Source organism: Urbifossiella limnaea (genome assembly GCF_007747215.1).
GTDB classification, from domain to species: domain Bacteria; phylum Planctomycetota; class Planctomycetia; order Gemmatales; family Gemmataceae; genus Urbifossiella; species Urbifossiella limnaea.
Genome location: NZ_CP036273.1, coordinates 844,789 through 871,086, shown reverse-complemented (window position 1 = coordinate 871,086; position 26,298 = coordinate 844,789). Strand labels below are relative to the sequence as shown.

The 26,298-nt window shown below is 74.8% G+C and carries 3 protein-coding genes; 1 reads left to right on the top strand and 2 read right to left on the bottom strand.

Annotated elements, in window-relative coordinates; genetic code table 11:
• Positions 1-180 precede the first annotated feature (180 nt).
• Positions 181-1,041 carry a calcium-binding protein gene (locus ETAA1_RS03590; RefSeq protein ID WP_145234380.1) on the top strand — a complete coding sequence of 287 codons (861 nt, stop codon included), beginning with the start codon at positions 181-183 and terminating at the stop codon, positions 1,039-1,041.
• On the opposite strand, the gene ETAA1_RS03585 is transcribed toward ETAA1_RS03590, so the two are convergent.
• Positions 1,010-2,677 carry a glycosyltransferase family 4 protein gene (locus tag ETAA1_RS03585; RefSeq protein WP_145234379.1) on the bottom strand — a complete coding sequence of 556 codons (1,668 nt, stop codon included), beginning with the start codon at positions 2,675-2,677 and terminating at the stop codon, positions 1,010-1,012. The genes ETAA1_RS03590 and ETAA1_RS03585 overlap by 32 nt on opposite strands.
• Positions 2,674-26,298, bottom strand: a complete 23,625-nt coding sequence (locus ETAA1_RS03580; RefSeq protein WP_145234377.1) for a tandem-95 repeat protein — start codon at positions 26,296-26,298, stop codon at positions 2,674-2,676. The genes ETAA1_RS03585 and ETAA1_RS03580 overlap by 4 nt, the downstream gene beginning before the upstream one ends.

The following is a 26,298-nucleotide window of genomic DNA, read 5'->3' as shown; positions in this document are numbered from 1 at the left end:
GGTGCGGCGGGCCGGTGGTGGGTCGTTCCGGGTGGCTCCCGAGACGGTGTAGTGGGGAAGAACACCCGGGGACAGGCGCCGGCGGGGTTTCCGCCCGCTGACCGCGTCCCGCGCGACGGTCGCCGGCCGTACAGTGACTCCGACCGCCGGCGGCGGTCACCAGCGAGGCGGGGGCGTCGGATGCGGCTGCTGTTCTGCGTCCCGCACTACTTTGCGCCCGAGCCCGGCGGGCGGTACGGGTCCACGCGCCCGGACGCCGCCGCCCGCGCCCGGGCGCTCGCCGACCTGCTCGCCGGCGTCCGCACCTTCGCCCGCCCGCAGTGCGTGCTCGACATCGCCCGGCGCACCACCACGCCCGCCAACCACCTCACCGCCGGCACCGCCGACGTGCTCGTCTGCACCACCGGCGGCCGGCACGTCCTCGACCGGCTCCCGGCCGGCCTCGGGTTCGCGCACCTGCCCACCGCCGCCGAGCCCCGGCTGCTCGGGTACGAGTGCCACGCCGCGCTCCGCGACCGGCTCGCCGCCGGGTACGACTACTACTGCTACCTCGAAGACGACCTCGTGCTCCGCGACCCGCTGTTCTTCGTGAAGCTCCGCTGGTTCGCGGCGGCGTTCGGCGAGGGGGCGCTGCTGCAACCGAACCGCTACGAGGCGGCCGCCGGGAAGGCCGCGAACAAGGCGTACCTCGACGGCCCGCTCCGGCCCGACGTGACCGCCCGCTTCCAGGACGTGACCGACACGCCGGAGTTGCGCGCCGACGCGCTCGGCCTGCCGCTCGTGTTCCGCCGGCCGCTGAACCCGCACGCCGGCTGCTTCTTCCTCACCGCCGGGCAGATGGCGGCGTGGGCGGTGCGGCCGGACTTCCTCGACCGCTCGGCCGCGTTCGTCGGCCCGCTGGAGAGCGCGGCCACGCTCGGCGTCATGCGCGCGTTCCGGGTGTACAAGCCGGCCGACGGGTGTGCCGCGTTCCTCGAAGTGGAGCACGCCGGCGACGCCTTCCTGTCGCTCATCCGGCCGGCGCCAGCAGCCCGTACTTGAGCAGCCACGCCACCGTGGCCCGCGCCGCCTCCGCGGGAACGCCACGACTTTCCAGCGAGCGCGCGAGGTCGCCGAGGGTCGCCGGTGCGGCGGCGAGCAGCGCCGCGAGCGCGGCCGGGTCGGCGCAGCGGCTCGCGGCGGCGAGGTTGGTGAGCGGCATCGTGAGCAGCGCCGCCAGCCGCGGGGCCGCGTCCGGCGCCGCGGCGAGCGCGTCGGCGTCGGTCAGCCACGCCGTCGGGTAGCCGGCGAACGACACCTCGGGCGGCGGGTAGCGTACCGGGCCGTGTGCCCGCGGCGGGCGCGCGGCGAACTCCCGCGCCTGGTCGGCCCACAACGCCTCGTAGGCGGCGATGACGTGCCCCCACGCGAACCGCTCGACGGCCCGCGCCCGCCCGGCCGCGCCGAGCCGCGCCCGCAGCGCCGCGTCGGCCACGAACCGGGTCAGCGCGTCCGCCGCCGCCGCGGCATCGACCGCCGCCGCCTGGCTGCACTCGGCGAGGAAGTGGTCGTAGTTCGTGAGGCCGCCGAGGAGCCGGCCCGTCGCCCCCGTGGTCGCCCCGGCCACGAGCCGCGTCGGCACCAGGAGGCCGGTTTCGCCGTCGGCGACGAGGTCGCGGTAGCCGTCCCAGTCGGCGGCGACGACCGGCAGCCCGCTGGCCATCGCTTCGGCCACGACCAGGCCGAACGTCTCCTGCACGTTGTCCGGCAGGGACGCGAACACGTCCGCGGCCGGCCACGCGGCGGCGCGCACGGCCGGGTGCTGGCCGTCGGCGAACGTCACCCGCGCGGCCGGCGCGAACACGCGCGCCCCGCCCTCGAACGCCGCCGCGACCGCCGGGTTCGCCGCCCACCCGGCCATCAGCAGCCGCACCCGCGCGCCGGTCCGCCGGGCCGCCTCGCTCGCCGCGTGGAACAGCGGGTACGGGTGCGCCTTGGCGTGGTGCGACAGGCGGCCGACGCACAGCACCACCACCTCGTCGTCGGTGATGCCGAACCGCGCCCGGGCGGCCGCGCGGGCGGCCGCGTCGGGCGGGCGGAACGCGGCCGGGTCCACCCCGAGCGGGATGATTTCGAGCCGCGGCCGCAGCGGCGGTGCGGCGCCGCAGCGGTCGGCGAGGTACGCCCGGTAGCTGTCGGTGACGGCGCGGACCATCGCGGCGACGGCGCGGGACGTACACACGAGCGCGTCGCACGGCTCGAACGGGGCGGCGACGAGGTCGCACAGCGCGGCGGCGGCGGCGGGCGTGGCCAGGGTGTGGGTGACGCCGCACAGTGCGGCGCCGGAGCCGCCGGCGTGGCGGGCCCACGCGAACCGCGGGTCGGGCGGGTTCGGGAAGTGGAGGACGGCGGGCGGGTCGGCGGCCGGCGGGAACTCGCGCTCGGTGAGCACCCGCAGCCGCCGGCCGCGGGCCGCGGGGTGCGCCCGGCCGGCGGCGGCGAGCGGCGCCGCCCGCCGCCGGTCGCGGACCACGGCCGTGAGCGTGTCCCAGGTGCCGTGGGCGAGGTAGGCGTCGAGGAAGGTTCGCCCGGCGACCTGCCGCCCCATGAGCCCGCGCGCCGCCCCCGCCGGGCCGGGGGCGGTCCGCTCGACGTACCCGTCGGGGTCGTAGTACAGGGCGACGGCGGGCGCGGTCATGTGAACAAGAAGTCGGACGCCGGCGGGTCGCCGCTGAAGTTCTTCAGCCGCAGCGTGATGACTCCGCCGTTCGCCAGCTGGATGCGGACGAGCCGGTCGGCCCCGGCGGCGATGAACGTCAGGTTCGCCGCGGTCACGCCGAGCGCCCGCAGGTCGAGCTTGTCGGTACCGCTCTTGAAGTTGTCGATCACGGCCTCCGTCCCGGCGGCGGCGGCGGTCACGGCGAACAGGTCGCCCCCGCCGCCGCCGACGTAGCGCATCCCGGAGGTGAGCGCCGACGCGGTGACGGCGTCGTTCCCGCCGCGGCCGTCCACGTACAGCAGGTTCGTCAGCAGGGTCTGGCTGAAGTTCAAGACGTTCGCCCCGGACGTGCCGGCGACGTGCTGGTCGCCCGCCCCGGCGGCGCCGGCGATCTCCTCGACGCCGAGGTCGGGGCCGAAGTAGGCGAGCGACAGGCCGCCGCTCTCGCCGGGGTTCACGACCCGGTCGTACCCGCCGCCGCCGGCGAGCACGTCGTCCACGAACACCCCGCCCCAGCCGAGGAACACGTCGCCGCCGGCGCCGCCGTCGAGCACGTCGGCACCGGCGCCGCCGAGGATGGTGTCGTTCCCGGTGCCGCCGACCAGCGAGTCGTCGCCGCCGCCGCCGTCGAGCCGGTCGTTCCCGGCGCCGCCGAGGATCGTGTCCGCGCCGCCGCCGCCGGCCAGCGAGTCGTCGCCGGCCCCGCCGTCGAGCGAGTCGGCGCCGCTGCCGCCGACCAGCGAGTCGTTGCCGGCCCCGCCGACGAGCACGTCGCCGCCGGCCGCGGCCCGGAGGGTGTCGTCGCCGTCGCGGCCGAGGAGGAGGTCGCCGCCGCTGCCGCCGACCAGCGAGTCGTTGCCGGCCCCGCCGTCGAGCGTGTCGTCGCCACTCGCCCCGATCAGCACGTCGTTCCCGGCGTCGCCGAAGACGCGGTCGTTGCCGGCGCCGGCCCGGAGGGTGTCGTTCCCGTCGCCGCCCCACAGCACGTCGTCGCCGGTTACGGCGCGGAGCGAGTCGTCGCCGGTGCCGCCGCGGACGGTGTCGGCCCCGCCGCCGCCGGCGAGGGTGTCGTTCCCGCTGCCGCCGTCGAGGTCGGCGGGGAGCGGGAGGGTGCCGGCGACGGTGACCACGTCGTTCCCGGCCTGGGCGAAGACGGCGACAAGGGTGAACCCACCGGCCGGTGCCGCGTACGTGGTGACGACGCCGTTGACCGTGACCGCCAGCGACCCGACGTCCGCCCCGGCGGCGACGGAGATCAGGTCGTCGTCCGGGGTGCCGCCGACCACAAGGACGCCGCCCTGCACCTCCGCGGCCGCGACGGCCGTCGCCGCCGTGCGGTACACCGTGCCGGCGCCGTCCGACAACTCGACGGCGAAGGTGCCCGCCGCGGCGTAGGACCGCGTCGCGGTGAACGTGCCCGCGGCGTGGTCGATCGTGGCGGCGGTGGCGGTGCCGTCGCCCCAGTTGATGACGAGCGCGGTGCCGGCCGTGCCGCCCGTGAACGTGCCGGACAGCGTGACCGGCTGCCCGCGGACGGCGGTGAACCCGCCGAACCCGGCCGCGGCGGTGTCCGTGACGACGCCGGCGACCGGCCCGCGGAACGCGGTGACGGCGACGCCGCCGGTCGTAGCCGGCGTCAGCGTGATGGTGAACGACTGCGTCGTGCTGGTGTCGATGCCGCCGTCCGCGGTGCCGCCGCTGTCGGTGAGTCGCACCGTGACGGTGGCCGTGCCGCTGGCGTTCGCCACGGGCGTGAAGCTCAGCACGCCCGTCGGGCTGATCGCGGGGGCGACCGCGAACAGCCCGGCGTTCGTCGTCGTCACCACGAACGCGACCGCCTGTCCCGACTCGTTCGCCGGACCGGCCGACACCGCCGCCGCCCACCCGGCCGAGTACGCACCGGCCCCCGGCGGCGGGGCGACGTTCCCGCCGGCCGTGTAGCTCGGTGCGTCGTTCACCGCCGCGACGGTGAGCGTGAACGTTTGGCTGGCGCTTGTATCGATGCCGCCGTTCGCGGTGCCGGCGCCGTCGCGGAGCACGACGTTCATGGTGGCAGTGCCGAAGGCGTCGGCCGCCGGGGTGAACGTGAGCACGCCCGTCGGGCTGATCGCCGGCGCGACGGCGAACAGCGCCGGGTTCGTGCTGCTGACGACGAACGTGAATGTCTGCCCGGTCTCGTCGGCCGGCCCGGCGGAGAGGTTCGTCGCCCACGCCGCCGAGTACGCGGCCGCGTCTTCGAGGACGGACACGTCCCCGCTGCCGGCGAAGCTCGGGGCGTCGTTGACGGCGGTGACCACCACCGACACGGTGACCGGGCCGGTGGTCAGGGCCGGGGAGGCGCCGTCGCCGGTGTCGGCGACGGAGTAAGTGAACGAGCCGCTGCCGGTGGCGTTCGCCGCCGGCGTGAACCGGGCCGTGTGCCCGTCCGCGAGTAGCGCGACCGTGCCGTTCACCGCCCCGCCGACGGTGAACGTCAGCTGTGCCGTCGGCGTCTCCACGTCGCCGACGAGCGCGGCGAGGTCCACGTCGACGGCCGTGTCTTCGAGCGTGGTGCGGCTCGCGGCCGCGGCCGTGGGGGCGTCGTTGACAGCGGTCAGGGTGATGGTGAACGTCAGCGCCGCGCTGGTGTCGCTGCCGCCGTCCGCGGTCCCGCCGTCGTCGGTGACCCGCACCGTGACCGTGGCCGTGCCGCTGGCGTTCGCCGCCGGCGTGAAGCTCAGCACGCCCGTCGGGCTGATCGCGGGGGCGACCGCGAACAGCGCCGCGTTCGTCGTCGTCACCACGAACGCGACCGCCTGCCCCGACTCGTTCGCCGGACCGGCCGACACCGCCGCCGCCCACCCGGCCGAGTACGCCGCGGCGTCTTCCGGCACGTTCACGGCGCCGCCGGCGGCGAAGCTCGGGGCGTCGTTCACCGGCGACACCGTCACACCCACGGTCGCCGTGCTCGTGCCGCCGTGCCCGTCGGACACCGTGTACGTGAACGAGTCGGCCCCGAAGTAGTCGGCCGCCGGCGTGTACGTCACCACACCCGCCGACAGCGTCACCGCACCGTACACCGGCTGCGTCACCGCCGTCACGGTCAGGGTGTCGCCGTCCGGGTCGGTGTCGTTCCCGCGCACGGCCACCACCACCGCCGCGTCCTCGCGTGTCGTCACCGCGTCGTCGGCGGCCGTCGGCGCGTCGTTCACCGCGGCGACGGTGACCGTCACGGTGGCGACGGTGCTCCACAGCGCGCCGTCGCTGGCGCGGAAGGTGAAGGAGTCGGCGCCGGTGGCGTTCGTGTTCGGCGTGTACGTGTACGCCCCCGTCGCGGCGTTCACCGTCACCGCGCCGCGGGTCGGCGCCGTCACGATCTCGTAGGTCAACGTCCCGCTGTCGATGTCGGCGGCGGTCAACTGGCCCGTCGCGGCCGTGTCCTCGGTGACGGCCAGCGTGCCGGCGGCCGCCGTGGGGGCGTCGTTGACAGCGGTCACGGTGACGGTGAACGACTGCGGCGTGCTGGTGTCGATGCCGCCGTCCGCCGTCCCGCCGGTGTCCGTCAGGCGTACCGTGACGGTGGCCGTGCCGCTGGCGTTCGCCGCGGGCGTGAACGTCAGCTCGCCACCCGAGCTAATCGCGGGGGCGACGGCGAACAGCGCTGCGTTGCTACTCGTCACCACGAACGCGAGAGCCTGCCCCGACTCGTTCGCTGGACCGGCCGACACCGCCGCCGCCCACCCGGCCGAGTACGCCGCGGCGTCCTCCAGCACGGTCACGTTCCCCCCGGCGGTGAACGTCGGGGCGTCGTTCACCGCGGTGACGGTGACGGCCACCGTGCCGGTGCTGCTGAACACACCGTCGGACACGGTGTACGTGAACGCCGTGGTGCCGAAGAAGTCGGCCGGCGGCGTGTACGTCACCACGCCGCCTGACAGCGTCACCACGCCCGCGCCCGGCTGCGTGACGGCGGTGACGATGAGCAAACTGCCGTCGGCGTCGGTGTCGTTGGCGAGCACGGGCACGGCGGTCGCGGCGGCGTCCTCCGACACCGTCACGGCGTCGGCCGCGGCGACCGGGGCGGTGTCGTTCGTGTTCGTAACGGCCACGGCCAGCGCCTGGTCGGCGGTGTGGGCGCCGTCCGACACGCGGACCGTGACGAGGTACACGTTCGACCCGGCGGCGCTCGCGGGCGCCTCGAAGTCCGGGGCAGCCGCGAACGACAGCGCGCCGGACGGGGCGTCGATGGTGAACTTCGCCGCGTCGGCGCCGCCGGCGATCGAGAACGTCAGCGGGGTCAGCGGGCCGTCGGGGTCGGCGGCGGTCACGGTCGTCACGGCGGTCGTGTTCTCGGCCACGCTCGCGGCCGCGGCCGCCCCGCCGCCGTTGCTCGTCACCGCCGGGGCGGTGTCGTTCGCGTTCGTCACCGTCACCAGCACCGGCCGCGAGGTCGTGGCGGTGCCGTCGGCGGCGGTCACGGTCACGGCGTACACGTTGTCGCCGTCGGCGTCGGCGGGCGCCTCGTAGTCGGGGGCCGCCTTGAACCGCAGCTCGTACGTGCTCGCCCCGGCCGCCACCAGCTCGAACCGCGCCGCGTCGGCGCCGGCGAGGCCGAACGTCAGGGTCGAGCCGGCGTCCGCGTCGGCGGCGGCGTAGGTGGCGACGGCGACGGTGTTCTCGGCCGCGCTCACCGCGGCCGGGCCGGCGAGCGTCGGGGCGTCGTTCGTGCCGGTCACGGTGACGGTCACGGTGCTGGTCGTCGTCGCGTTGTGCCGGTCCGTCGCGGTATAGGTGAAGGTGACGACGCGGGTGGCGCCGGCGGCGAGGCTCTGGAACGCGGCCCCCGGGTCGAACCGGAACACCCCGCCGCCCACGCTCGTGGCCGTGCCCTCGGCCGGCTGCGTGACCGCGTACGTCAGGCTCGCCGCGTCGTCGTCGGTGTCCGCGTCGTCCGTCAGAGCGGCCGTCGTCACCGCGGCGCCGTCCTCGGTCGCGCTCAGGCTCGCGGCGGCGGCGGCCGGGGCGTCGTTCGCCGACGTGGCGACTACGGACGCGGCCGCGGTCGCGCCGGCGGCGCCGTCGGTGACGGTAAGGGTGAACGCGGTCGTTTCGGTGAGGCCGGGGGCGACGCGGTTCGCGGCTGGGGTGAACACCAGATCGCGGAGCGCCGCCGTGACCGCCGCCGGCGATCCGGTGAGGGTGTACGGACCGGTGCCGCTCAGGCCCGTGCCGGTCAGCGCGCCGCGGGCGTAGTCGTCGAGCGCGACCGTCAGCGTGAGCACATCGCCGTCGACGTCGCCGACGGTGACCGCGGCGAACGGGCGGAGCGTCGTCTGGTCCGTCACCGGCTGGTCGGCGGCGGTGCCGGCGATCGTCGGGGCGTCGTTCACCGCGGCCACGGTGATGGTGAACGTCTGCGCCGCGCTCGTGTCGCTGCCGCCGTCCGCGGTCCCGCCGTCGTCGGTGACCCGCACCGTGACCGTGGCCGTGCCGCTGGCGTTCGCCGCCGGCGTGAAGCTCAGCACGCCCGTCGGGCTGATCGCCGGCGCGACCGCGAACAGCGCCGCGTTCGTCGTCGTCACCACGAACGCGACCGCCTGCCCCGACTCGTTCGCCGGACCGGCCGACACCGCCGCCGCCCACCCGGCCGAGTACGCGCCCGAGTCCTCGGCGACGGTCACGTCCCCGCCGGCGGCGAAGCCCGGGGCGTCGTTCACCGGCGACACGGTCACCCCCACGGTCGCCGTGCTCGTGCCGCCGCTCCCGTCGGACACCGTGTACGTTAACGCGTCCGACCCGAAGTAGTCCGCCGCCGGCGTGTACGTCACCACCCCCGCCGACAGCGTCACCGACCCGTGCGCCGGCTGCGTCACCGCCGTCACGGTCAGGGCGTCGCCGTCCGGGTCGGTGTCGTTCCCGTGCACGGCCACCACCACCGCCGTGTCCTCGCGCGTCGTCACCGCATCGTCGGCGGCCGTCGGCGCGTCGTTCACCGGCGTCACGGTGACGGTGACGGTGGCGACGTTGCCGTCGAGCTGGCCGTCGTTCAGCCGGTAGGTGAACGTGTCGGTGCCGAAGTAGTTCGCGGCCGGGGCGTAGGTGAAGCTCCCGTCGGCGGCGAAGGTGAGCAGGCCGTGCGCCGGGCCGGTCACGACCGCGGCGGTGAAGCTCGGGCTGTCCACGTCGAAGTCGTTCCCGGTCACCGAGCCGGTCAGCGTTGCGTCCTCGGCCACGGTGAAGGCGTCGTCCCGCGCCGTCGGGGCGTCGTTCACCGCGGCCACGGTGATGGTGAACGTCTGCGGCGGGGTGCTGTCGACGCCGCCGTTCGCCGTCCCGCCGGTGTCCGTCAGGCGCACCGTGACAGTGGCCGTGCCGCTGGCGTTCGCCGCGGGCGTGAACGTCAGCACGCCGGCCGGGTTCACCACGGGCTGAACTGCGAACAGCGCGCCGTTGTTGTTCGAGATCACGAACGCGAGCGTCTGCCCCGACTCGTCCGCCGGGCCGGCCGAGAGTGCGGTCGCCCACGCGGCCGAGTACGGCCCCGCGTTCTCCGACACCGTCACGTTCCCGCCGGCGGTGAAGATCGGGGCGTCGTTCACGGGCGTGATCAGCACCGTGACGGTGACCGGGCCAGTCGTCAGGGCCGGGGAGGCGCCGTCGCCGGTGTCGGTGACGGAGTACGTGAACGATCCGCTGCCGGTGGCGTTCGCCGCCGGCGTGAACCGGGCGGTGCGGCCGTCGGCGAGTAGCGCGACCGTGCCGTTCACCGCCCCGCCGACGGTGAACGCCAGCTGTGCCGTCGGCGTCTCCACGTCTCCGACGAGCGCGGCGAGGTCCACGTCCGCGGCCGTGTCTTCGAGCGTGCTCTGGTTCGCGGTCACCGCCGTGGGGGCGTCGTTCACCGCCGTCACGGCGATGGTGAAGGCCTGCGGCGCGCTCGTGTCGGTGCCGCCGTTCGCCGTCCCGCCTGTGTCCGTCAGGCGCACCGTGACGGCGGCCGTGCCGCTGGCGTTCGCCGCCGGCGTGAAGGTGAGCACGCCCGTCGGGCTGACCGCCGGCTGCACCGCGAACAGCGCCGCGTTGTCACTCGTCACCACGAACGCGAGCGTCTGCGCCGACTCGTTCGCCGGCCCGGCCGACGGCGCGGTCGCCCACGGGGCCGAGTACGGCGCGGCGTCTTCCGGCACCGTCACGCTCCCGCCGGCCGTGAAGCTCGGGGCGTCGTTGACCGGCGACACGGTCAGGGTGAAGGTGCGCACGGTGCTGTTGACGCCGCCGGTCGCGGTGCCGCCGCCGTCCGTCAGCGTCACGGTCACGGTGGCGGTGCCGAAGGCGTTCGCGGCCGGGGTGAACGTGAGGACGCCGCCCGCGCTCACCTGAGGCGCCGCGGCGAACAGCGCGGCGTTCGTGTTGCTGGTCGTGAACGTCAACGACTGGCCGGACTCGTCGGCGGGGCCGGCGCCGACGCCGGTCGCCCACGCGGCCGAGTACGCGCCCGTGTCCTCGTTCACCGTCACGTCGCCGCCGCCGCCGAACGTCGGGGCGTCGTTTACCGCCGTCACCGTGACCGTCACGGTCGCCGGCGCGCTCGCCAGCAGCCCGTCGGACGCGGCGAACTGGAAGGAGGCGGTACCGTTAAAGTTCGCCGCCGGCGTGAACGTGAACGTGCCGTTCGGGTTCACCACCGCCGTGCCGTTCGCCGCCGACCCGGCGACCAGCGCGAACGTCAGCGGCTGTGCCGGCAGGTCGGGGTCGGTGGCGGCGAGCTGGCCGGCGAGCGTGCCGTCCTCCGGCACCGTCCCCGAGTGGGCGGCGGCCGTCGGCGCGTCGTTCACCGCGGCTACGCTGATGGTGCCGGTCGCGGTCGTGCTGTCGAGGGTGCCGTCGTTCACCCGGTAGCTGAACGTCACCGGCCCGGTGTAGTTCGCGGCCGGGGTGTAGGTGTACGTGCCGGTGGCGACGTTCAGCACGAGCGTGCCGGCGGTCGTGGTCAGTGTGGACGTGCCGTTCGCCGGCGCCGAGCCGCCGACGAGCGTGTAGGTGAACGCGCCGCTGTCGGCGTCGGCCACGGCGACCTGCCCGACGAGGGGCGTGTCCTCCGTCGCGGTCAGGGTCGCCGGCTGGGCGACGGGGGCGTCGTTGACCGCGGCCAGCGTGACGGCGATCGTCGTCGCGGCCGTCAGGGGCTTCGTCGCGTCGGCGTCGGCCACGGTCAGGGTGACGGTATCGCTGCCGGTCGCGTTCGCGGCGCCGGTGTACGTCAGCCCGCCGGCCGCGGCGAGGGCGGCGTTGATGGCCGCGGGCGAGCCGGTCACGGTCACGGTGCCGGTCCCGTTCCCGGTCACGGTGCCGCCGCTCACGGCGCCGATGCTGACGGTGCCGCGGGCCGCGGTCAGCGTGACGGTGACGACCGCCGAGTCGAGGTCGCCGACGGTCACGCCGGCGAGTGCCACCGGGGCGTCCTCGACCGCCGCGACGGCGGCCGGGGCGGTGGTCGTGGGGGCGTCGTTCGTGGCGGCCACGGTCACGCTCACCGTCGCGGGGGCGCTCGTGCCGGCGGCGGTGGTGGCGGTGTAGCTGAACGTGTCGGTGCCGGTGTAGTTGGCGTCCGGCGTGTACACCACGAGCAGCAGCACCGGGTCGAACACCAGCGTGCCGTACTGCGGCGCCTGCGTCAGCGTGATGCCGGTGACCGGCGCCCCGCCCGGGGAGGTGATGGCCAGGATGCGGGCGGTCGCGGTGTCCTCGGTCACGGTGACGGTCTGGTTGTTCGTGGCCGTCGGCGCGGCGGCGCCGACCAGCACGGCGGCCACCGCCGGCTCGCCGGTGCCGGTCGCGTTCTGCGGCGTCACCATCACCACCACCACCTGCCCGGCGGTCAGCGCCTGGCCGGGGGCGGCGGGGTCGTACTGGTCCGCGAGCGCGGCGCCGGTGATCGTGCGGCGGACGACGCCGTCCACGCTCCACACGAACGTGAGGCTGGCGTTCACGCTGTCCGGCAGCGGCGCGGCCGTCGCCGTAAGCACCGCCTCCGGGGCCGGCAGTGCCGGCGTGAGGGCGACCGTCACGGCCGCGGCCGGGTCGAGCGTCGCCGCCAGCACGTCGGCCGGCGTGGCGCCGATGATGGTGTCCTCGTTCACGAACCCGACGAGCCGGTCCACGCCCGTGCTGCCGACCAGCACGTCGGCCCCGGCGCCGCCGACGACGCTGTCGCCGGGGCCGACGCCGAGCAGCTGGTTCGGCCCGGGCGCGCCCGGGGCCGGGTACGAGTACAGCAGCAGCTCGTACCCGCCGGTGTCGGTGTCCGGCACGCCGGGGCCGGCGTACGTGTCCACCACCACGTAGTAGGTGCCGTCGGCCGGCAGCCGCACGTCCTGGAGCAGCGGGTCGGAGTTGTCGAACCCGTCGTCGCTCTCGGCGGGGCGGCCGTAGTAGTTCAGCAGGTTCCCCGCCGCGTCGTACACCCGCACGACGCCGTCGATGGTGTTGCCGATGCGCGCCCGCAGCGTGACCGACAGCACCTCCACCGTCAGCAGGTCGCCGGCCGCCCCCTGCACGGCGTACACGTCGTTCTCGCTGACCCGGCTGACCGTGTTCAGCCCGATCGACCCGACCACGCCGGCGGCGCGGACGTTCATCAGCCGGCCGGCGTTCGTCGTGCCGGCGGGGAGGAGGTTCGGCACCGCCAGCAGCGGCACCGGGCCGAGGTCGCGGACGAGCCCGCCGGCGCCGAGCTGCGCCGCGACCCCCGCCGGCAGCGGCGTGCCGCCGGCGCGCACGGGGAGCGTCGCCTCGGCGCGCGTGGTGCTGGCGTCGGCGAAGGCCAGCTTGAGGAGTTCGCGCTCGCCCAGGTACGTCGCCCCCAGCGCGTCGGCGACCGTGCTGCCGACCGACGCCGGCGACGCGGTGATGTGCCGGGCCGTCTCGCCGGCGTCGGCCGGGCCGTCGTACACCGGGCGGAACGGGCTGTACTGGTACGACGCGATCAGCTTCGAGCTGGTCGGCGGCGTCGCCCAGTTCACGGTGACGATGCCGTTGGCGGCGTCGAGCGTTGCGCCGGTGACGCGGGGCGTTGCGACGAGGTGCGTCAGCTGCACGACACCGGCGGTGGTCACGGTGAACCGCGCGACGGGCGTCGTGCCCTCGTAAATCACGCCGAGCGGCGAGTAGAACGGCACGACCGTCGCGCCGGCCTGCGGCCGCGGGGCGATGCTGACGAGGCCGTGCTTGAGCGGGTACGCGACCTGGCCGGCGCCGACCGGCACGCCGCCGGCCGTCTCGTTCGGCGACACGGCGGCCAGGAACAGCCCCGCGGACACGCCGTACGGCAGCCCGGTGGCCGGGTTCGTGCCGATCGGGCCGAACGAGTCGGAGTGCCGCAGCCCGAACAGGTGGGCCAGCTCGTGCGCGGCCACGGCGGCTGTGAACGCCACGTAGTTCTCGGACGTGGCCGCCGCCTGCCCGGCGCGGCCGAGGAACCCGGTCGCGTTCACCCGCCCGCCGGCCGCCAGGTCGGTGTTGCGGAAGTCGAGCGCGTCCACGTCGCCGCCGAGCACCAGTTCGTTCTCGGCGTAGTCGCCGCCGTTCACCACCAGCGTCGAGTACCGGCCGGTGCCGGGCACGCCCTGCGTGAACGTGACGCTGAACGGGGCCGGGTACACGGCCTCCAGCCGGGCCTGGATCAGGTTCCGCTCCTCGACCGTGTAGGCGTGCTCGCCCGGGCCGGTGGCGGTGTCGAAGTCCAGGTACACGATCTGCGGGAAGCTCCCCTGCAGGGTGTCTTCGCCGGCGCCCCCGTCGATCACGTCGAGCCCGCCGCCGCCGGCCAGGATGTTCCGGTCGGCCGTACCCTTGAGCGTGTCGGCGAACGTGGTGCCGGTCGCGTTCTCGACGAACGTGCCCGCGGCGAACACGACCGCGGCGCCCGCCGCGTCGGTGATCAGCCCGGCGGGGAGGTCGGCCCGCACGGCCCGCGGGGCGGTACTGAGGTCGATGCTGTCGATGCCGGACACGTCGGTCAGCGTCACGGCCCCGCCCATGGGGACGAGGTACAGGTCGTTGTCGGCGCCGCCGTCGGCGCTCTTCGTGCCGCCGCCGAGGTCGAGGGTGTCGGCCCCGGCCCCGCCGACGAGCGAGTCGCTGCCGGCGCCGGCGACGAGCGTGTCGCCGTAGGCGGTGCCGACGAGCGTGTCGTTGCCCGCGCCGCCGGTGAGGGACACCGGGCCGCCGAACCCGCCGGCGTCGATCAGGTTGTCCCCGGCGCCGCCGGCCAGCGCCGCCCGCTCCACGTCGTAGAAGCGCTCGACCACGCCGGCGATCGTCACCGTGGTCGCGGCCAGCGTCACGGTCGCGTCGGCGGCGTCGGCGAGGGTGTCGAGCCCGCTGCCGCCCTCGAACAGGTCGGCGCCGGCGCCGCCGGTGAGTACGTCGTCGCCGTCGCCGCCGAAGATGCCGTCGTTCCCCGCACCCCCGTCTACCGTGTCGTTCCCGGCGGCGCCGACCAGCGAGTCGTTGTCGGAGTAGGTGAGGCCGAGCGGGTCGAGGGTGAAGGCGAGGCGGTCGCCGCCGAAGATGCCGTCGTTCCCCGCCCCCCCGTCCACCGTGTCGTTGCCGACGCCGCCCACGAGGCTGTCGTCGTCGGACACACTCGGGGGCGCGTCGAAGCCGACGGTGAAGGCGAGGCGGTCGCCGCCGAAGATGCCGTCGTTCCCCGCACCCCCGTCCACCGTGTCGTTGCCGAGCCCGCCCACCAGGCTGTCGTCGTCGGTCAGCCCCAGGCCGGCGAGGTCGAAGGTGAAGGCGAGGCGGTCGCCGCCGAAGATGCCGTCGTTCCCCGCACCCCCGTCCACCGTGTCGTTGCCGACGCCGCCGGTCAGGCTGTCGTCGTCCGGGAGGCCGAGGGCGGCGGGGTCGGAGGAGAGCGCCAGCCGGTCGCCGCCGAAGATGCCGTCGTTCCCCGCCCCCCCGTCCACCGTGTCGTTCCCGTACCCGCCGACGAGTGAGTCGTTGTCCGGGAGGCTGATCCCGAACGGGTCGAACGTGAACGCGAGGCGGTCGCCGCCGAAGATGCCGTCGTTCCCCGCCCCCCCGTCCACCGTGTCGTTGCCCCACCCGCCGGCCAGCGAGTCGTTGTCGGCGAGGCCGGCGGCCGCGACCGGGTCCAGCGTGAAGGCGAGGCGGTCGCCGCCGAAGATGCCGTCGTTCCCCGCCCCCCCGTCCACCGTGTCGTTCCCCAGCCCGCCCACGAGGCTGTCGTCGTCGCCGACGAAGTAGTAAGGGGCGTAGAGCGCGAGGCGGTCGCCGCCGAAGATGCCGTCGTTCCCCGCCCCGCCGTCCACCGTGTCGTTGCCCCACCCGCCGACGAGACTGTCGTTGTCGGGGACGCCGGCGAGGGTGGTGTCGAGCCCGAAGGCGAGGCGGTCGCCGCCGAAGATGCCGTCGTTCCCCGCCCCCCCGTCCACCGTGTCGTTGCCGGCGCCGCCGGCCAGGCTGTCGTCGTCGCTGCCGGCGTAGGGGAAGAGCAGGTTGAGGCGGTCGCCGCCGAAGATGCCGTCGTTCCCCGCCCCCCCGTCCACCGTGTCGTTCCCCAGCCCGCCCACGAGGCTGTCGTCGTCGGTCTGCCCGGCGTCGAAGGTGAAGGCGAGGCGGTCGCCGCCGAAGATGCCGTCGTTCCCCGCCCCCCCGTCCACCGTGTCGTTGCCGACGCCGCCCTCGAGCGTGTCGGTGCCGTCGGCCACGAACAGGGCGAAGAGGTTCAGCCGGTCGCCGCCGAAAATCTGGTCGTTCCCCGCCCCGCCGGCGACGGCGTTGTCGAGGCTGTTGCCGGAGAGCACGTCGCCGTAGCCGCTGCCGGTGAGGTTCTCGAACGCCCCGAGGATCTGCACCGTGTGCTGCTCGGCGAACGGGGCGTCCGGGTTCACCACCTGCTTGAGCCACAGCGGGTCGAGGCTGAAGGTGATTCCGAAGTACGCCGGCGAGTAGTCCACGCGGTCGACGCCGGTCGTGCCGCTCTCGGTCAGCAGGTCGTCGCTGCCGGGCACCTCGAGGTACCAGTCGTCGTCGTTGCCGCCGGCGAGGGTGTCGTCGCCGAGCCCGCCGTCGAGGGTGTCGTTCCCGGCGGCGCCGCTGAGGCTGTCGGCGGCGTGGTCGTCGGTGGCGGTGGCGGGCGAGGTGCCGTAGCCGCCGGGGCTGTCGGCCGTGAGTACGTCCGCGCGGCTGCCGCCGAGGAGCGTGTCCGCCCCCGCCCCGCCGACCAGCTCGACCGGGAAGGTGGTGACCCCCGAGGCGGTGATCGTGTCGTCCCCGTCGAGCCCGAAAACGATCACGCGGCCGACACTGCCGAGGCTCACGGCTGAAGCGCCGCCGACCGTCGAAGTGGTGTTCGTGATCGTGATCGTCTCGCTGTCGGCGGTCCCGAACACCACCCGGGTCGCCGTCGTCAGCGCGCCGCCGTCGTCGTCCGTCACCGTGAGGCTGACCGTGACCGCGCCGGTCGGGGTGAAGCCGAACGAGCTGCCGGTGGTGCCGCCGACGATCGTCGCGGTGCCGGCGGTGACCGACCACGAGTACGTGAACGTGTCGCGGGCACCCACGTCGGCCACGACCGCGGACAGCGTGTACGTCCCGCCGGCGACCGCGGCCGCGCGGACGGCCACGGCCGGCGCGGTGTTCGTCACCGTCAGGTTCGTCGCGGCCACGTCCTGGGTGGCGAGCGGGATGACGTAGCCGCCGGCGGTCAGGCCGAGGCCGGCGAACGGCGCCAGTTCCTGGCCGGTGGTCAGGTCGAACCGGCGGACGGCCGGCGCGGCCGGGTTGCCGGACGAGTAGTACAGCACGTTCCCGGCGCCGATCGCGATGTGGTCGGGGAACGACCCGGCACCGGCGGACAGCGGGAAGGTGCGGAGCAGCGTGCCGGTGGCCGGGTCGATCTGGGCGACGAGCCGGTCGGCGGCGCCGGGGGCGGACGCGCTCAGGACGTACACCGTGCCGTCGGCGGCGAAGCGGATGCTGTTCACCTCGCTGGGCTGGAACCCGGTCGCGCTGCCCGCCACGACGCCGAGCGACAGGCCGGTGACGGCGGAGTACTTCTCGATGACGCCGGCGGTGGCGGTGGAGCGGGCGACGTACAGGTTGCCGTCCGGCCCGACGGCGAACGCCCGCTGCCCGGCCGGCGCGGCGAACGTGCTGCTGAAGATGCTGTCGGTGCCGGTGGCCGGGGTGACGGTGCCGCCGGCCGGGCCGGCGACGCGCGTCAGGTACAGCCCGCCGCTGCCGGGCGCGAACTGGTACAGGGTGCCGTCGCGGCCGAACGCCAGGTTGCCGGTCCGCTGGTCGAAGTACGACGACCCCGCGGCGACGAACGTGTCGACCAGCTGCCCGGTGGCGGGGTCGAACCGCACGATCGGGTTCGTGCCGCCGGCGTAGGCCACGTACAGCAGCCCGTCCGGCCCGACCTGGAAGCCGGCCACCTCGGGCGCGCCGGCCACCGCCCCCGCGGCGATCAGCGTGGACGCGCCCGCGCCCGTCGCCGCGTCGGCCCGCACGAACCGGTCGGCGGCGGCCGGCGCCAGGTCGGCCACGAGGACGTCGCCGGTCTGGTCGAGCACGCGCACCCGGACCGGGTACACGTCGCTGGGCGTGCCCGTCGGGTTGTCGTCGGGGTAGGCGTGCGACGCGGTGAACGTGTACACGCCGGCCGCTAGCGACAGCCGCGTCGTGGCCTCGCCGGCGCCCCAGTCGACGAGGACGGTGTGGCCGTCCGCCAGGCCGGGGTCGGTGAACGAGCCGGTCACGGTGACCGTGCCGCCCTCGCCGAGCGTGGTCGTGGCGAACGCGGCGACCGTGCCGGCGAACCGGTACAGCCCGCCGGCGTCGGTCGCCGCGGCGTCGTCCCCGCTCGCGCCGACGAGCACGTCGTCGCCGGCGAACCCGACGGCGGCGCCGAACCGGTCGCCGCCGGCGCCGCCGGTCTTGGTCAGCGACGCGATCACGGTCTGGAGCCCGGCGGCGGTCGGCTCGGTGTCGAGCAGCACGGCCGCGCCGGCGCCCGGGCTGGTCGCGTTCTCGGCGGTGGCGCCGACGAGGAGGCGGTTCCCGGTCAGCGCCACCGACCGGCCGAACCAGCCGGCCCCGGCCGTCGGGTTGTTGAAGGCGCGGACGCTGCCGCCGAACTTGGCCGACGCCGGGTCGAGGTCGAACAGGTACACGCGGCCGGCGTTCGCGGTGCCGCCGTACGTCTCGGTCGGCGCGCCGACCACGGCCCGCAGCCCGGACGCGGCGAGGCTGGCGCCGAACCGGCTGGCGAACACGCCCGTCGTCGGCGTGGCGACCGGGTTCGGGTTGAGGAGCGCGGCGACGACGCGGGCGGTGCCGGGGTCGAACAGGTAGGCGGCGCCGGCGTTCGGCCCGGCCGTGTCGTCGCCCGGGGCGCCGACCAGCAGGTTCGCCCCGACCGCGGCCACGGCGGTGCCGAACTCGTCGTCCTGCGCCGGCGTCGGGTTGCGGAGTACGCGCAGCCGCAGCCCGGTGAGCGGGTCGAACACGTACGCCTCGCCGACGGCGCTGCCGGCGACCGTGCCACGCCCCGGGGCGCCGACGGCGACCAGCCCGCCGAGCGCGCCGACGGCTGCGCCGAACCGGTCGCCGGCGACGGGGCTCGGGCCGGTGAGCGTCTGCACCAGGACGCCGGTAGCGAGGTCGAACACGTAGGCCGCGCCGGCGCCGGCCCCGGGCGCGCCGACGACCGCGAAGGTGCCGACGACGGCGACGGCGGCGCCGAACCCGGCGTTCGGCGCGGGCGCCGGGTTGTCCAGCGTCCACACGAGGGCGCCGGCGGCGTCGAACACGCGGACGGCGCCGGCGCCGGCGAACCCGCCGACGGCCCGCCCCGGCGCCCCGACGAGCCGGTACCCGCCGCCCACGGCGAGGCTCGACCCGAGGGCGTCGCCGGCGGCGACGGGCGGCGTGGCCGTCGCCAGCGAGGTGAGGGCGCCGGCCGCGAACGCCGTCGGGTTCAGCGCCGCGGCGGCGTCGACGACGGTGACGGTGGTGGTGCGGGTGTCGGCGTTCCCCGATTCGTCGGTGACGGTGAGGCTGACGACGTAGACGCCCTGGTCGGCGAGCCGGGCGGTGAACGCCGGGCCGGTGCCGGTGACTTCCGGGTCGGCCCCGCGGCGGACGCTCCAGGCGTAGGTGAAGTACGCCGAGTCGGCGTCGGCGACGCTCACCCCGAGGCCGAGCGTGGTGCCCTCGGCGACCGGCCCGGCCGGGACGCCGAGGATGACGGCGGCGGGCGCGCCCTTCTGGCGGATCAGCGAGACGTACCCGGCCTCCGCACTCGTTCCGCCGGCGGTGAACGTCCGGGAGGCGGTGCCGGCGGTCGGGTCGAGGTCGACCGTCCCGGCGAACGCCCCGACCGAGGCGACCCGGCCCTCCGGGCCGACGGCGACGGCGTACCCGATGGACGTGGCCGCCGCGCCGCCGCCGAGCGCGAACGCCCACCCGAACTCGCCGCCGGAGGTGAAGCGGGCGACGAACGCCTGGCCGGCGCTGCCGCCGGCGGACAGCAGGTAGCCGGCGGTCGACGGGTCGAAGTCCACCGTGTCGGCGAACACCCCGGTCAGGTAGATCGCGCCTTGGGCGTCGGTCGACACCCCGGTCACGGAGTCGTCCCGGTACCCGCCGACCCGCCGCGCCCACTGGAACGCGCCGTCGGCGGCCAGCTTGAGGACGAACCCGTCCGCGTCGCCGTCGCTCACCAGGGTGAACGCCCGGTCCGGGGCGGGGTCGAAGTCCACGGCGTACTCGAACAGCGACCCGAGCACGACGTTCCCCGCCGGGTCCACCGCCACGGAGGGCGGCGTGAACCCGTTCCCGCCGTCGCCGCCGACCCCGCCGTAGGCCCGCGCGACGGTCGGGGCGAAGGTGGCGGCGGCGAACTTGATCAGGAACACGTCCGTGGTGCCGGCCGGGCCGGTGTTGGCGAGCACGGCGGCGCCGGTGGTGGCGGCGGCGGTGAACGTGCCGGTGAACCACACGTCGCCGGCGGCCGACACGGCCACGTCCGACCCGAAGTTGGTGAACGCCCCGGCCGACGAGATGCGGTCGGCCCGGACGAACCCGAACGCCGGGGTGTACTCGGCGACAAGGGCGTTACTGGTGCCGAACGGGCCGAACGTGGCGGTGCCCGCCCCGGGGTCGAGGTCCGCCGTCGTGCCGGTAGTGCCGGCGACGACGACGTTCCCGCCGGGCCCGACCGCGACGCCGTCCAGGAACGCCCCGCCCCCGGCGACCGCGTTCACCGCCCCGAACCCGACCGCGGCGCCGGCCGAGTCGGTCCGCAGGAGCAGGCCGGACTGCACGGCGGTACCCGCCACCGGCCCGGCGCCGGGGTACGTCGCCGAGCCGGTGAACGCCCCGACCACGTACACCCGGTCGTCGGCCGGGTCGGCGTTGCCGCGGGTGTCCACCGCCACGCCCTGGGCCGTCGCCTCGGTCGTGCCGTCGATCGCGCGCACCCACAGCAGCGTCCCGTCGGCCGCGTACTTCGCCAGGAACCCGTCCCGGTTCGCGCCCGTCGAGGTCAGGGTGTCCCCGGCCGCGGCCGTCTCGCGGTCGAAGTCGACCGTGCCCTGGAACCACCCGACGACGTAGCTGTTCCCGGCGGCGTCGAGGGCCACGTCCCGGGCCACGAACGTGTTGCCGGTCGCGGCCGCGGTCGGGGCGGCCGTGGTGCCGTATCCGAACTCGACCGGGGGCAGCTGCTGCGTCTGGATCAGGAGGCCCGGCTGGCTCGACGGGAGGAGCGGCGGGGCGGGGTCGTACACCGACTTCAGCGCCCGCCCGGCGCCGCCGGGGGCCGGGTACTCGTGCGCCGCGAACTGGCCGACCCGCGCCGCCGCGGTCAGCACCTGGTAGTTGTCGCCGAGCGCCGGCTGGAACCCGTCCAGCAGGTTCACCCGCACGATGCCGTCGAGGTACGCGACGCCGGTGACGCGGAGGCGGTCGTACTCCGGCACGTTCGGGTTCCGCCCGGCGATCTCCAGTTCGAGCGTGCCGGCGGCGGTCTGGGTGTAGTCCCCGGTGACGTTCAGGAACCCGGGCGAGTTCCCCGGCGCGACGGTGCCGGCGTTCGTCAGGCTCCCCTGCACCGTGCCGACGCCCTTGAAGGTGGCGCCGGCGGCGACGCCCGCCCCGCCGGGGACGAGGAGGGTGCCGTTTATCGTCGTGGTGCCGCCGGTCTGCGTGAACGACAGCGGGGCGACGGTCTCGTAGGTGTGGATCGTCGCGAGTTCGGCCGCGGAGAGGGCGCGGTTGAAGATGCGCACCTCGTCCAGCTTCACGTTCGACGGGTAGCTGAGCGCCCCGGCCGTCTGGTCGGCCCCGAGCATCAGGGGCTGGGCGTCGTACGCGATCGACCGGGTGGTGGTGGCGGACGTGACGAGCGCCCCGTTCACGTACAGGGCCATGGCGTTGGCGGCGTCGTCGAACGCGAATGCCACGTGGTACCACTGGCCCACCGCCGGCGCCCAGGTGTAGGCCAGCGCCGGGGACCCGGCGGCGTTGTTGCTCACGTAGGCCCGCAGCGCCCCCGTCTGGTACCAGACGGCGAACGAGTCCTCGTCCCCGGAGCCGACCGGCTTGGCGGCCAGCGAGTACACCGCCGTGCCGGTCGGGACGGCGTTGAAGTTCACCCAGAAGTCGAGCGTCAGGTTCGTCGGGCGGAGGGCGGCGGAGTCCGGGACGCGGACGTGCTGGTTGATGCCGTCCAGGTTGAACGCCTGCCCGCGGATGCCGGCGGCGTACGACACTCCGTTCGGGGTGGTGCCGGGGTTCGCGGCGGTCTCGTCCGCGGTGGTCCCCTCGGCCGCGTAGTGGCTCACGAGACCGCTCGTGGTCGGCGTCGCCGGCGGCGGGGCGCCGAACGTGCCGCCGGCGCCGACCGTCAGGTTCCCGGCGCTCGTGAAGGTGCCCGACGGGGAGAACGACCGCCCGGCGCCGAGCGTCAGCTTCCCGCCGGCGTCGATCGCGGCCAGGGGGGCGAAGGCGTCGGTGGCTGCGTTCTGCGCCCCGCCGAACAACCCCGACCCGTCCAGCGTCACGTCCGCGTTCAGGCGGGTGTACTGGTACACCCCGTTGGTGTTGAAGTACGTCCGGATCGCGCTGCCGTTCCCGACCACCCACCGCCCGCCGGTCAGCGGGCCGGTGTACGTGTTGCCGGACTGCGTGTAGGTGGTGAAGTTTCCGAACGTCGTCTGCGGGTTGATCCGCACGATCCCGCCGTTCGTCGCCGACACGGTGCCCAGGTTCGTGAACGTCCCCAGCCCGATCTCAAACCCGGTCGTCGGGCCGGCCGCGTCCGCCGCGAGCGTCCCGAGGTTGGTGAGCGGCATGTTCGCCCCGGCCACCAGCAGCGCGTTCCCGCGAAGGGTCAACGCCCGGTCGATGGTGAGCGGGTTGAACACGTTGAGACGGCTCACCCCGCCGCCGCCGGCCGCCGCGCGGAACACGAACTCGCCCGTACCCGTCCACGTCTGGGCGTCGGCGACGTTGAACGTCGTGGAGACGTTGACCCCGTCCCCGACGACAACGGACGTGTTCAGCGTCAGCCCGCCGGTGACGGTGATCGTGCCGCCGGTCCGCGACAGGTCGAGGGCACCGTTGATCGCGTACCGGGTGAGGCCGAAGTTGAAGCCACTCCCGCCGGCCAGGGCGGCGGCCCCGGACGTGGACAACACCCCGTCCCGGAGCGTGCCGGTGGTGATCTTCCAAGGGCCGGACACGTCGTCCAGCGCCAGGTCGCCGCTCAGCGTGCCAGTCAGGTTGACGACGCCGCGGGTGCGGGTGAAGTTCCCGAGTGCGGCCTGGGTGAACGCGCCGCCGAGGTTCACCACCGAGTCCGTGGCGGCGAGCGTGCCGAGGTTGGTGAACGCGTTCGACCCACTGTTCGTCGTGAGCGTCGCGCTCGTCGCCGTGATGGTGCCGCCGGGGGCGTTCGTCCACCCCGGGCCGTCGAGGGTCAGGTTCGACCCCGGGTTCGCCCGGACGGTCCCGAAGTTCGCCCCGCCGGTGCCGAGGTACACGGTCGCCGGCACGCCCAGCCCGGACTCGATCGTCCCCTGGTTGACGACGGTGATCGTGAGCGACGACCGCCCGACCCGCCCGCCCTTCGCCTCCACGGTGACGTTCGGGGCGATCGTGAGGGCGGAGTTGTTCGTGCTCAGGTCGAGGAAGTTGGACGCCGACGGCCCGAGCACGAACCGGCCGTACCCGGTGCCGGGGCCCACGCCGGGGACGTACGTGGTCGAGACGGTGAGCGAGGTGTCGGCCCACACCCCGGCGGTGACGGCCCCGCTGGCCGACCCGATCGGCATGGTGGTGTTCAGCACCAGCGACCCGCTCAGCCGGACCACCGCCCCGGTGTTCTGCGTCAGATCGACGGGGGTGTTGAGCGTGACGCCGACGAGGTTCGACGAGGTGCTGGTGGCGATCAGCCGCGCGGTGCTCCCCGCGGCGCGGTCGACGGTGCCGCCCGAAATCGTGGCCCCACTCAGCGTCATGTCGCCGACCGTGTCGCGGAGCGTGAGCCCGCCGGTCACGGTGCCGGTGATCGTGACCGCCCCGCCGATGCGGGCAAACCGCCCGGGGTCGCCCAGCGAGCTGCCGGGGAACGTGCCGCCGAGGTTGAGCGTGCCGCCGTTCACGTCGAGCAGGCCGGTGTTCGACCAGTTCGGGGCGCTGATGGTCAGCGTCGAGCCGGCGATGGTGCCGATCGTGCCCGAGTTCTGGACCGTCGTCGCGTTCGCGCCGAAGGCGAACCCGCCGCCGCTCACGTCCGGGCGGATGGTGGCGGCGGTGACCCAGTTGGTCACCCCGCCGCCGGTCGAGGAGCCGCCGAACGTCCCGGTCTTCCCGGCGAAGCGGAGTGGGGCGAGGAGGGTGATGGTGGAGTTCGTGGCCACCCCGGCGACGTGGGCGGTGAGGGCGTTCGACCCGTGCCCCCCGAACACGACGGTCCCGGTCCCGCCGATCGTCTGGGACTCCGGGAAGTTCAGTGTGCCCGCGTTGGTCCCGGCGGCGTTCCCGACGAGGACGGTGCCGTTGATCGTCAACCCGCCCACGACATCCACGATCGCACCGTTCACCGATCCGATGTCGAGGACGCTCCCGGCGGCCAGGATCACGCCGTTGAGTACCGGCCGATTATTCGTCCCCGTGACCGTAAGCGCCAGCCCGGGGTTGGTCTGGACGGTGCCCCCGACGATGCTCCCCCCCGCCGGGAAGTTCCACCCTCCGCGGACGGCGTCGAGCGCCAGCGTCGCCCCGGTGTTGGTCAGCGTCCCGGTCAGGTTGACGGTCCCACCGGCCCGGGCGAACCGGCCCCCGGCGACCGAGGCGGTGGCGAACCCGCCGCCGAGGTTGAGCGTGCCGCCGCCCACGTCGAGCAGGCCGGTGTTCGACCAGTTCGGGGCGCTGATGGTCAGCGTCGAGCCGGCGATGGTGCCGATCGTGCCCGAGTTCTGGACCGTCGTCGCGTTCGCGCCGAAGGCGAACCCGCCGCCGCTCACGTCCGGGCGGATGGTGGCGGCGGTGACCCAGTTGGTCACCCCGCCGCCGGTCGAGGAGCCGCCGAACGTCCCGGTCTTCCCGGCGAACCGGAGTGGGGCGGCAAGCGTGAGGGTGAAGTTCGTGGCCACCCCGGCGACGTGGGCGGTGAGGGCGTTCGAGCCGTGCCCGCCGAAGACGACGCTGCCGGACCCGCCGATCGTCTGCGTCTGCGGGAAGTTGAGGACGCCGGACCCGGCCCCGGCGGCGTCGCCGACCTGGAGGGTGCCGTCGACCGTCAGCCCGCCGAGCACCTGAACGGTGGTGCCGCTGGCCGTGGCAGCCGTCGCTCCGGCCCCGATCGTCGCGCCGCTGAGGGTGCCGCCGGCGAGGACGAGGGACGCCCCGCCACTCGTCAGGAGCGTCCCCCCGGAGACGGTGCCGGTACTCGTCAGGGTGAACGGGCCGGTGTTCGCACTGAGGGTCAGCCCGCCGGTCACGGTGCCGGTCAGGTTCACCGTGCCGCCGGTGCGGGAGAAGCGGCCGGGGTCGCTCACCGAACTGCCGGCGAAGCTGCCACCGAGGTTCAAGGTGCCGCCGGTGACGTTGAAGGAGCCAGTACTCGACCAGGTCGTGGTGGGTGTGTTGAACGTCGCACCGGCCGGCACAGTGATGGTCGCGGAGTTGGTCCAGTTGCTGGCAGCGATCGTCACCGACGCACCGCTGATGCCGCCGATCGTGCCTGTCGTCACCAGGTCGCCGTACTGGCCGAGGGTTGCGACGCGGTTGGCCATCGCCACGGTCGGGATCACGGCCGAGTGGATGACCACCGTGTTCCCTGTGGGGCCCGTGCCGGTCGCCGCGCGGACGGTCGGCGACCGCCCGGTGAGCGTCAGTCCCGGCCCCAGGGTGAGGGTGTTCCCGCTCCCGCCGGCGCTGATCCGGTTGTCGAAGTTGCCGCTGCCGAACTGAATCGTGCCGGTCCCGCCGATGGTCATCGTCCCGACAGTGTGAACGGCGCCGCCCGCCGAACCGCTGGCCGGCCCGACCTGGAAGGTGCCGTTGACCGTCAGCCCGTTCTGGACCGTGATGAACGCGCTCCCGGTGGTGGACGCCACGACCGTCGAGCCGGCGGCGATGGTGACGTTGTCGAAGATGAAGTTGCCGTTCTCGACGAAGGACGCGGCCGGATCGACCGTGATCGTCGAGTTGGTCAGCGATGCCCCGGTGCCGCCGAACCTCCAAGTTCCGGCCGCGGCACCGAGGGTGAGGTCGCCCGTCACGTCACCGGTCAGGTTGACCGTGCCGCCCGTGTTGGTGAGGTTCGCCACGTCGGCCCCGGTGAACGAGCCACCGAGGTTGAGCGTGCCGCCGGTGACGCTGATCGCGCCCGTGTTCGTCCAGGACCCGCCGACGGCGCCGATGGTCAGGGTTCCACCGCTAACGACGGACAAGTCGCCCGCGTTCGTCCACGTCCCGGCTGGCCGAGAGCCCCCGGTGTTCCCGATGCCCCCCCCGCCGGACAGGGCGGTCACCGAGATCCCGGCACCGATGGAAACCGTGTGAGCGGTCCCCAACTGGCTGAGGTCCCCGCCGAGTACCAGTTCGATCGTCCCGCCGCCGCTCGTGGTGACATGCTGAACGGTCGCCGACGAACTCGCGTCGAAGTCGAGGTAGGAGTTCGAGACACGAAACGTCGCACCGCCGTTGATGGCCAGGTCGCCGGCCAACCGCACAGAAACACCGGCTCCGGTCGTCACGTTCTCCCAGATCGTGAGGCTCTGTAGCCACTGCGTGCTTGTGGCCGCGTTGGTGATCGAGACGTTCGCGCCGGGCGCCCCAAGGTCGGGGACGACAACATCATCACCGGCGAGTGGCTGCCGGCCGAGGTCCCAGTTCGCGGCCGTGTTCCACGCCCCACCCGCGGCGTTGATCCAGGTGATCGTCGCCGGGGTGATGCGGTCCTCGACCTCCTCCAGGCCGAGCCCGACGCGCGGCCGCGGGCGGCGGATGGGGGCCGTCGGCGACGGGCGGCGGAGCCAACGGCGGAACAGCTGACGGAGCCAGGAACGAGACAC

Bases quoted from the DNA above. Each gene is read 5' to 3' on its own strand.
- ETAA1_RS03585 (WP_145234379.1), bottom strand. From the start codon at position 2,677: ATGACCGCGCCCGCCGTCGCCCTGTACTACGACCCCGACGGGTACGTC.
- ETAA1_RS03590 (WP_145234380.1), top strand. From the start codon at position 181: ATGCGGCTGCTGTTCTGCGTCCCGCACTACTTTGCGCCCGAGCCCGGC.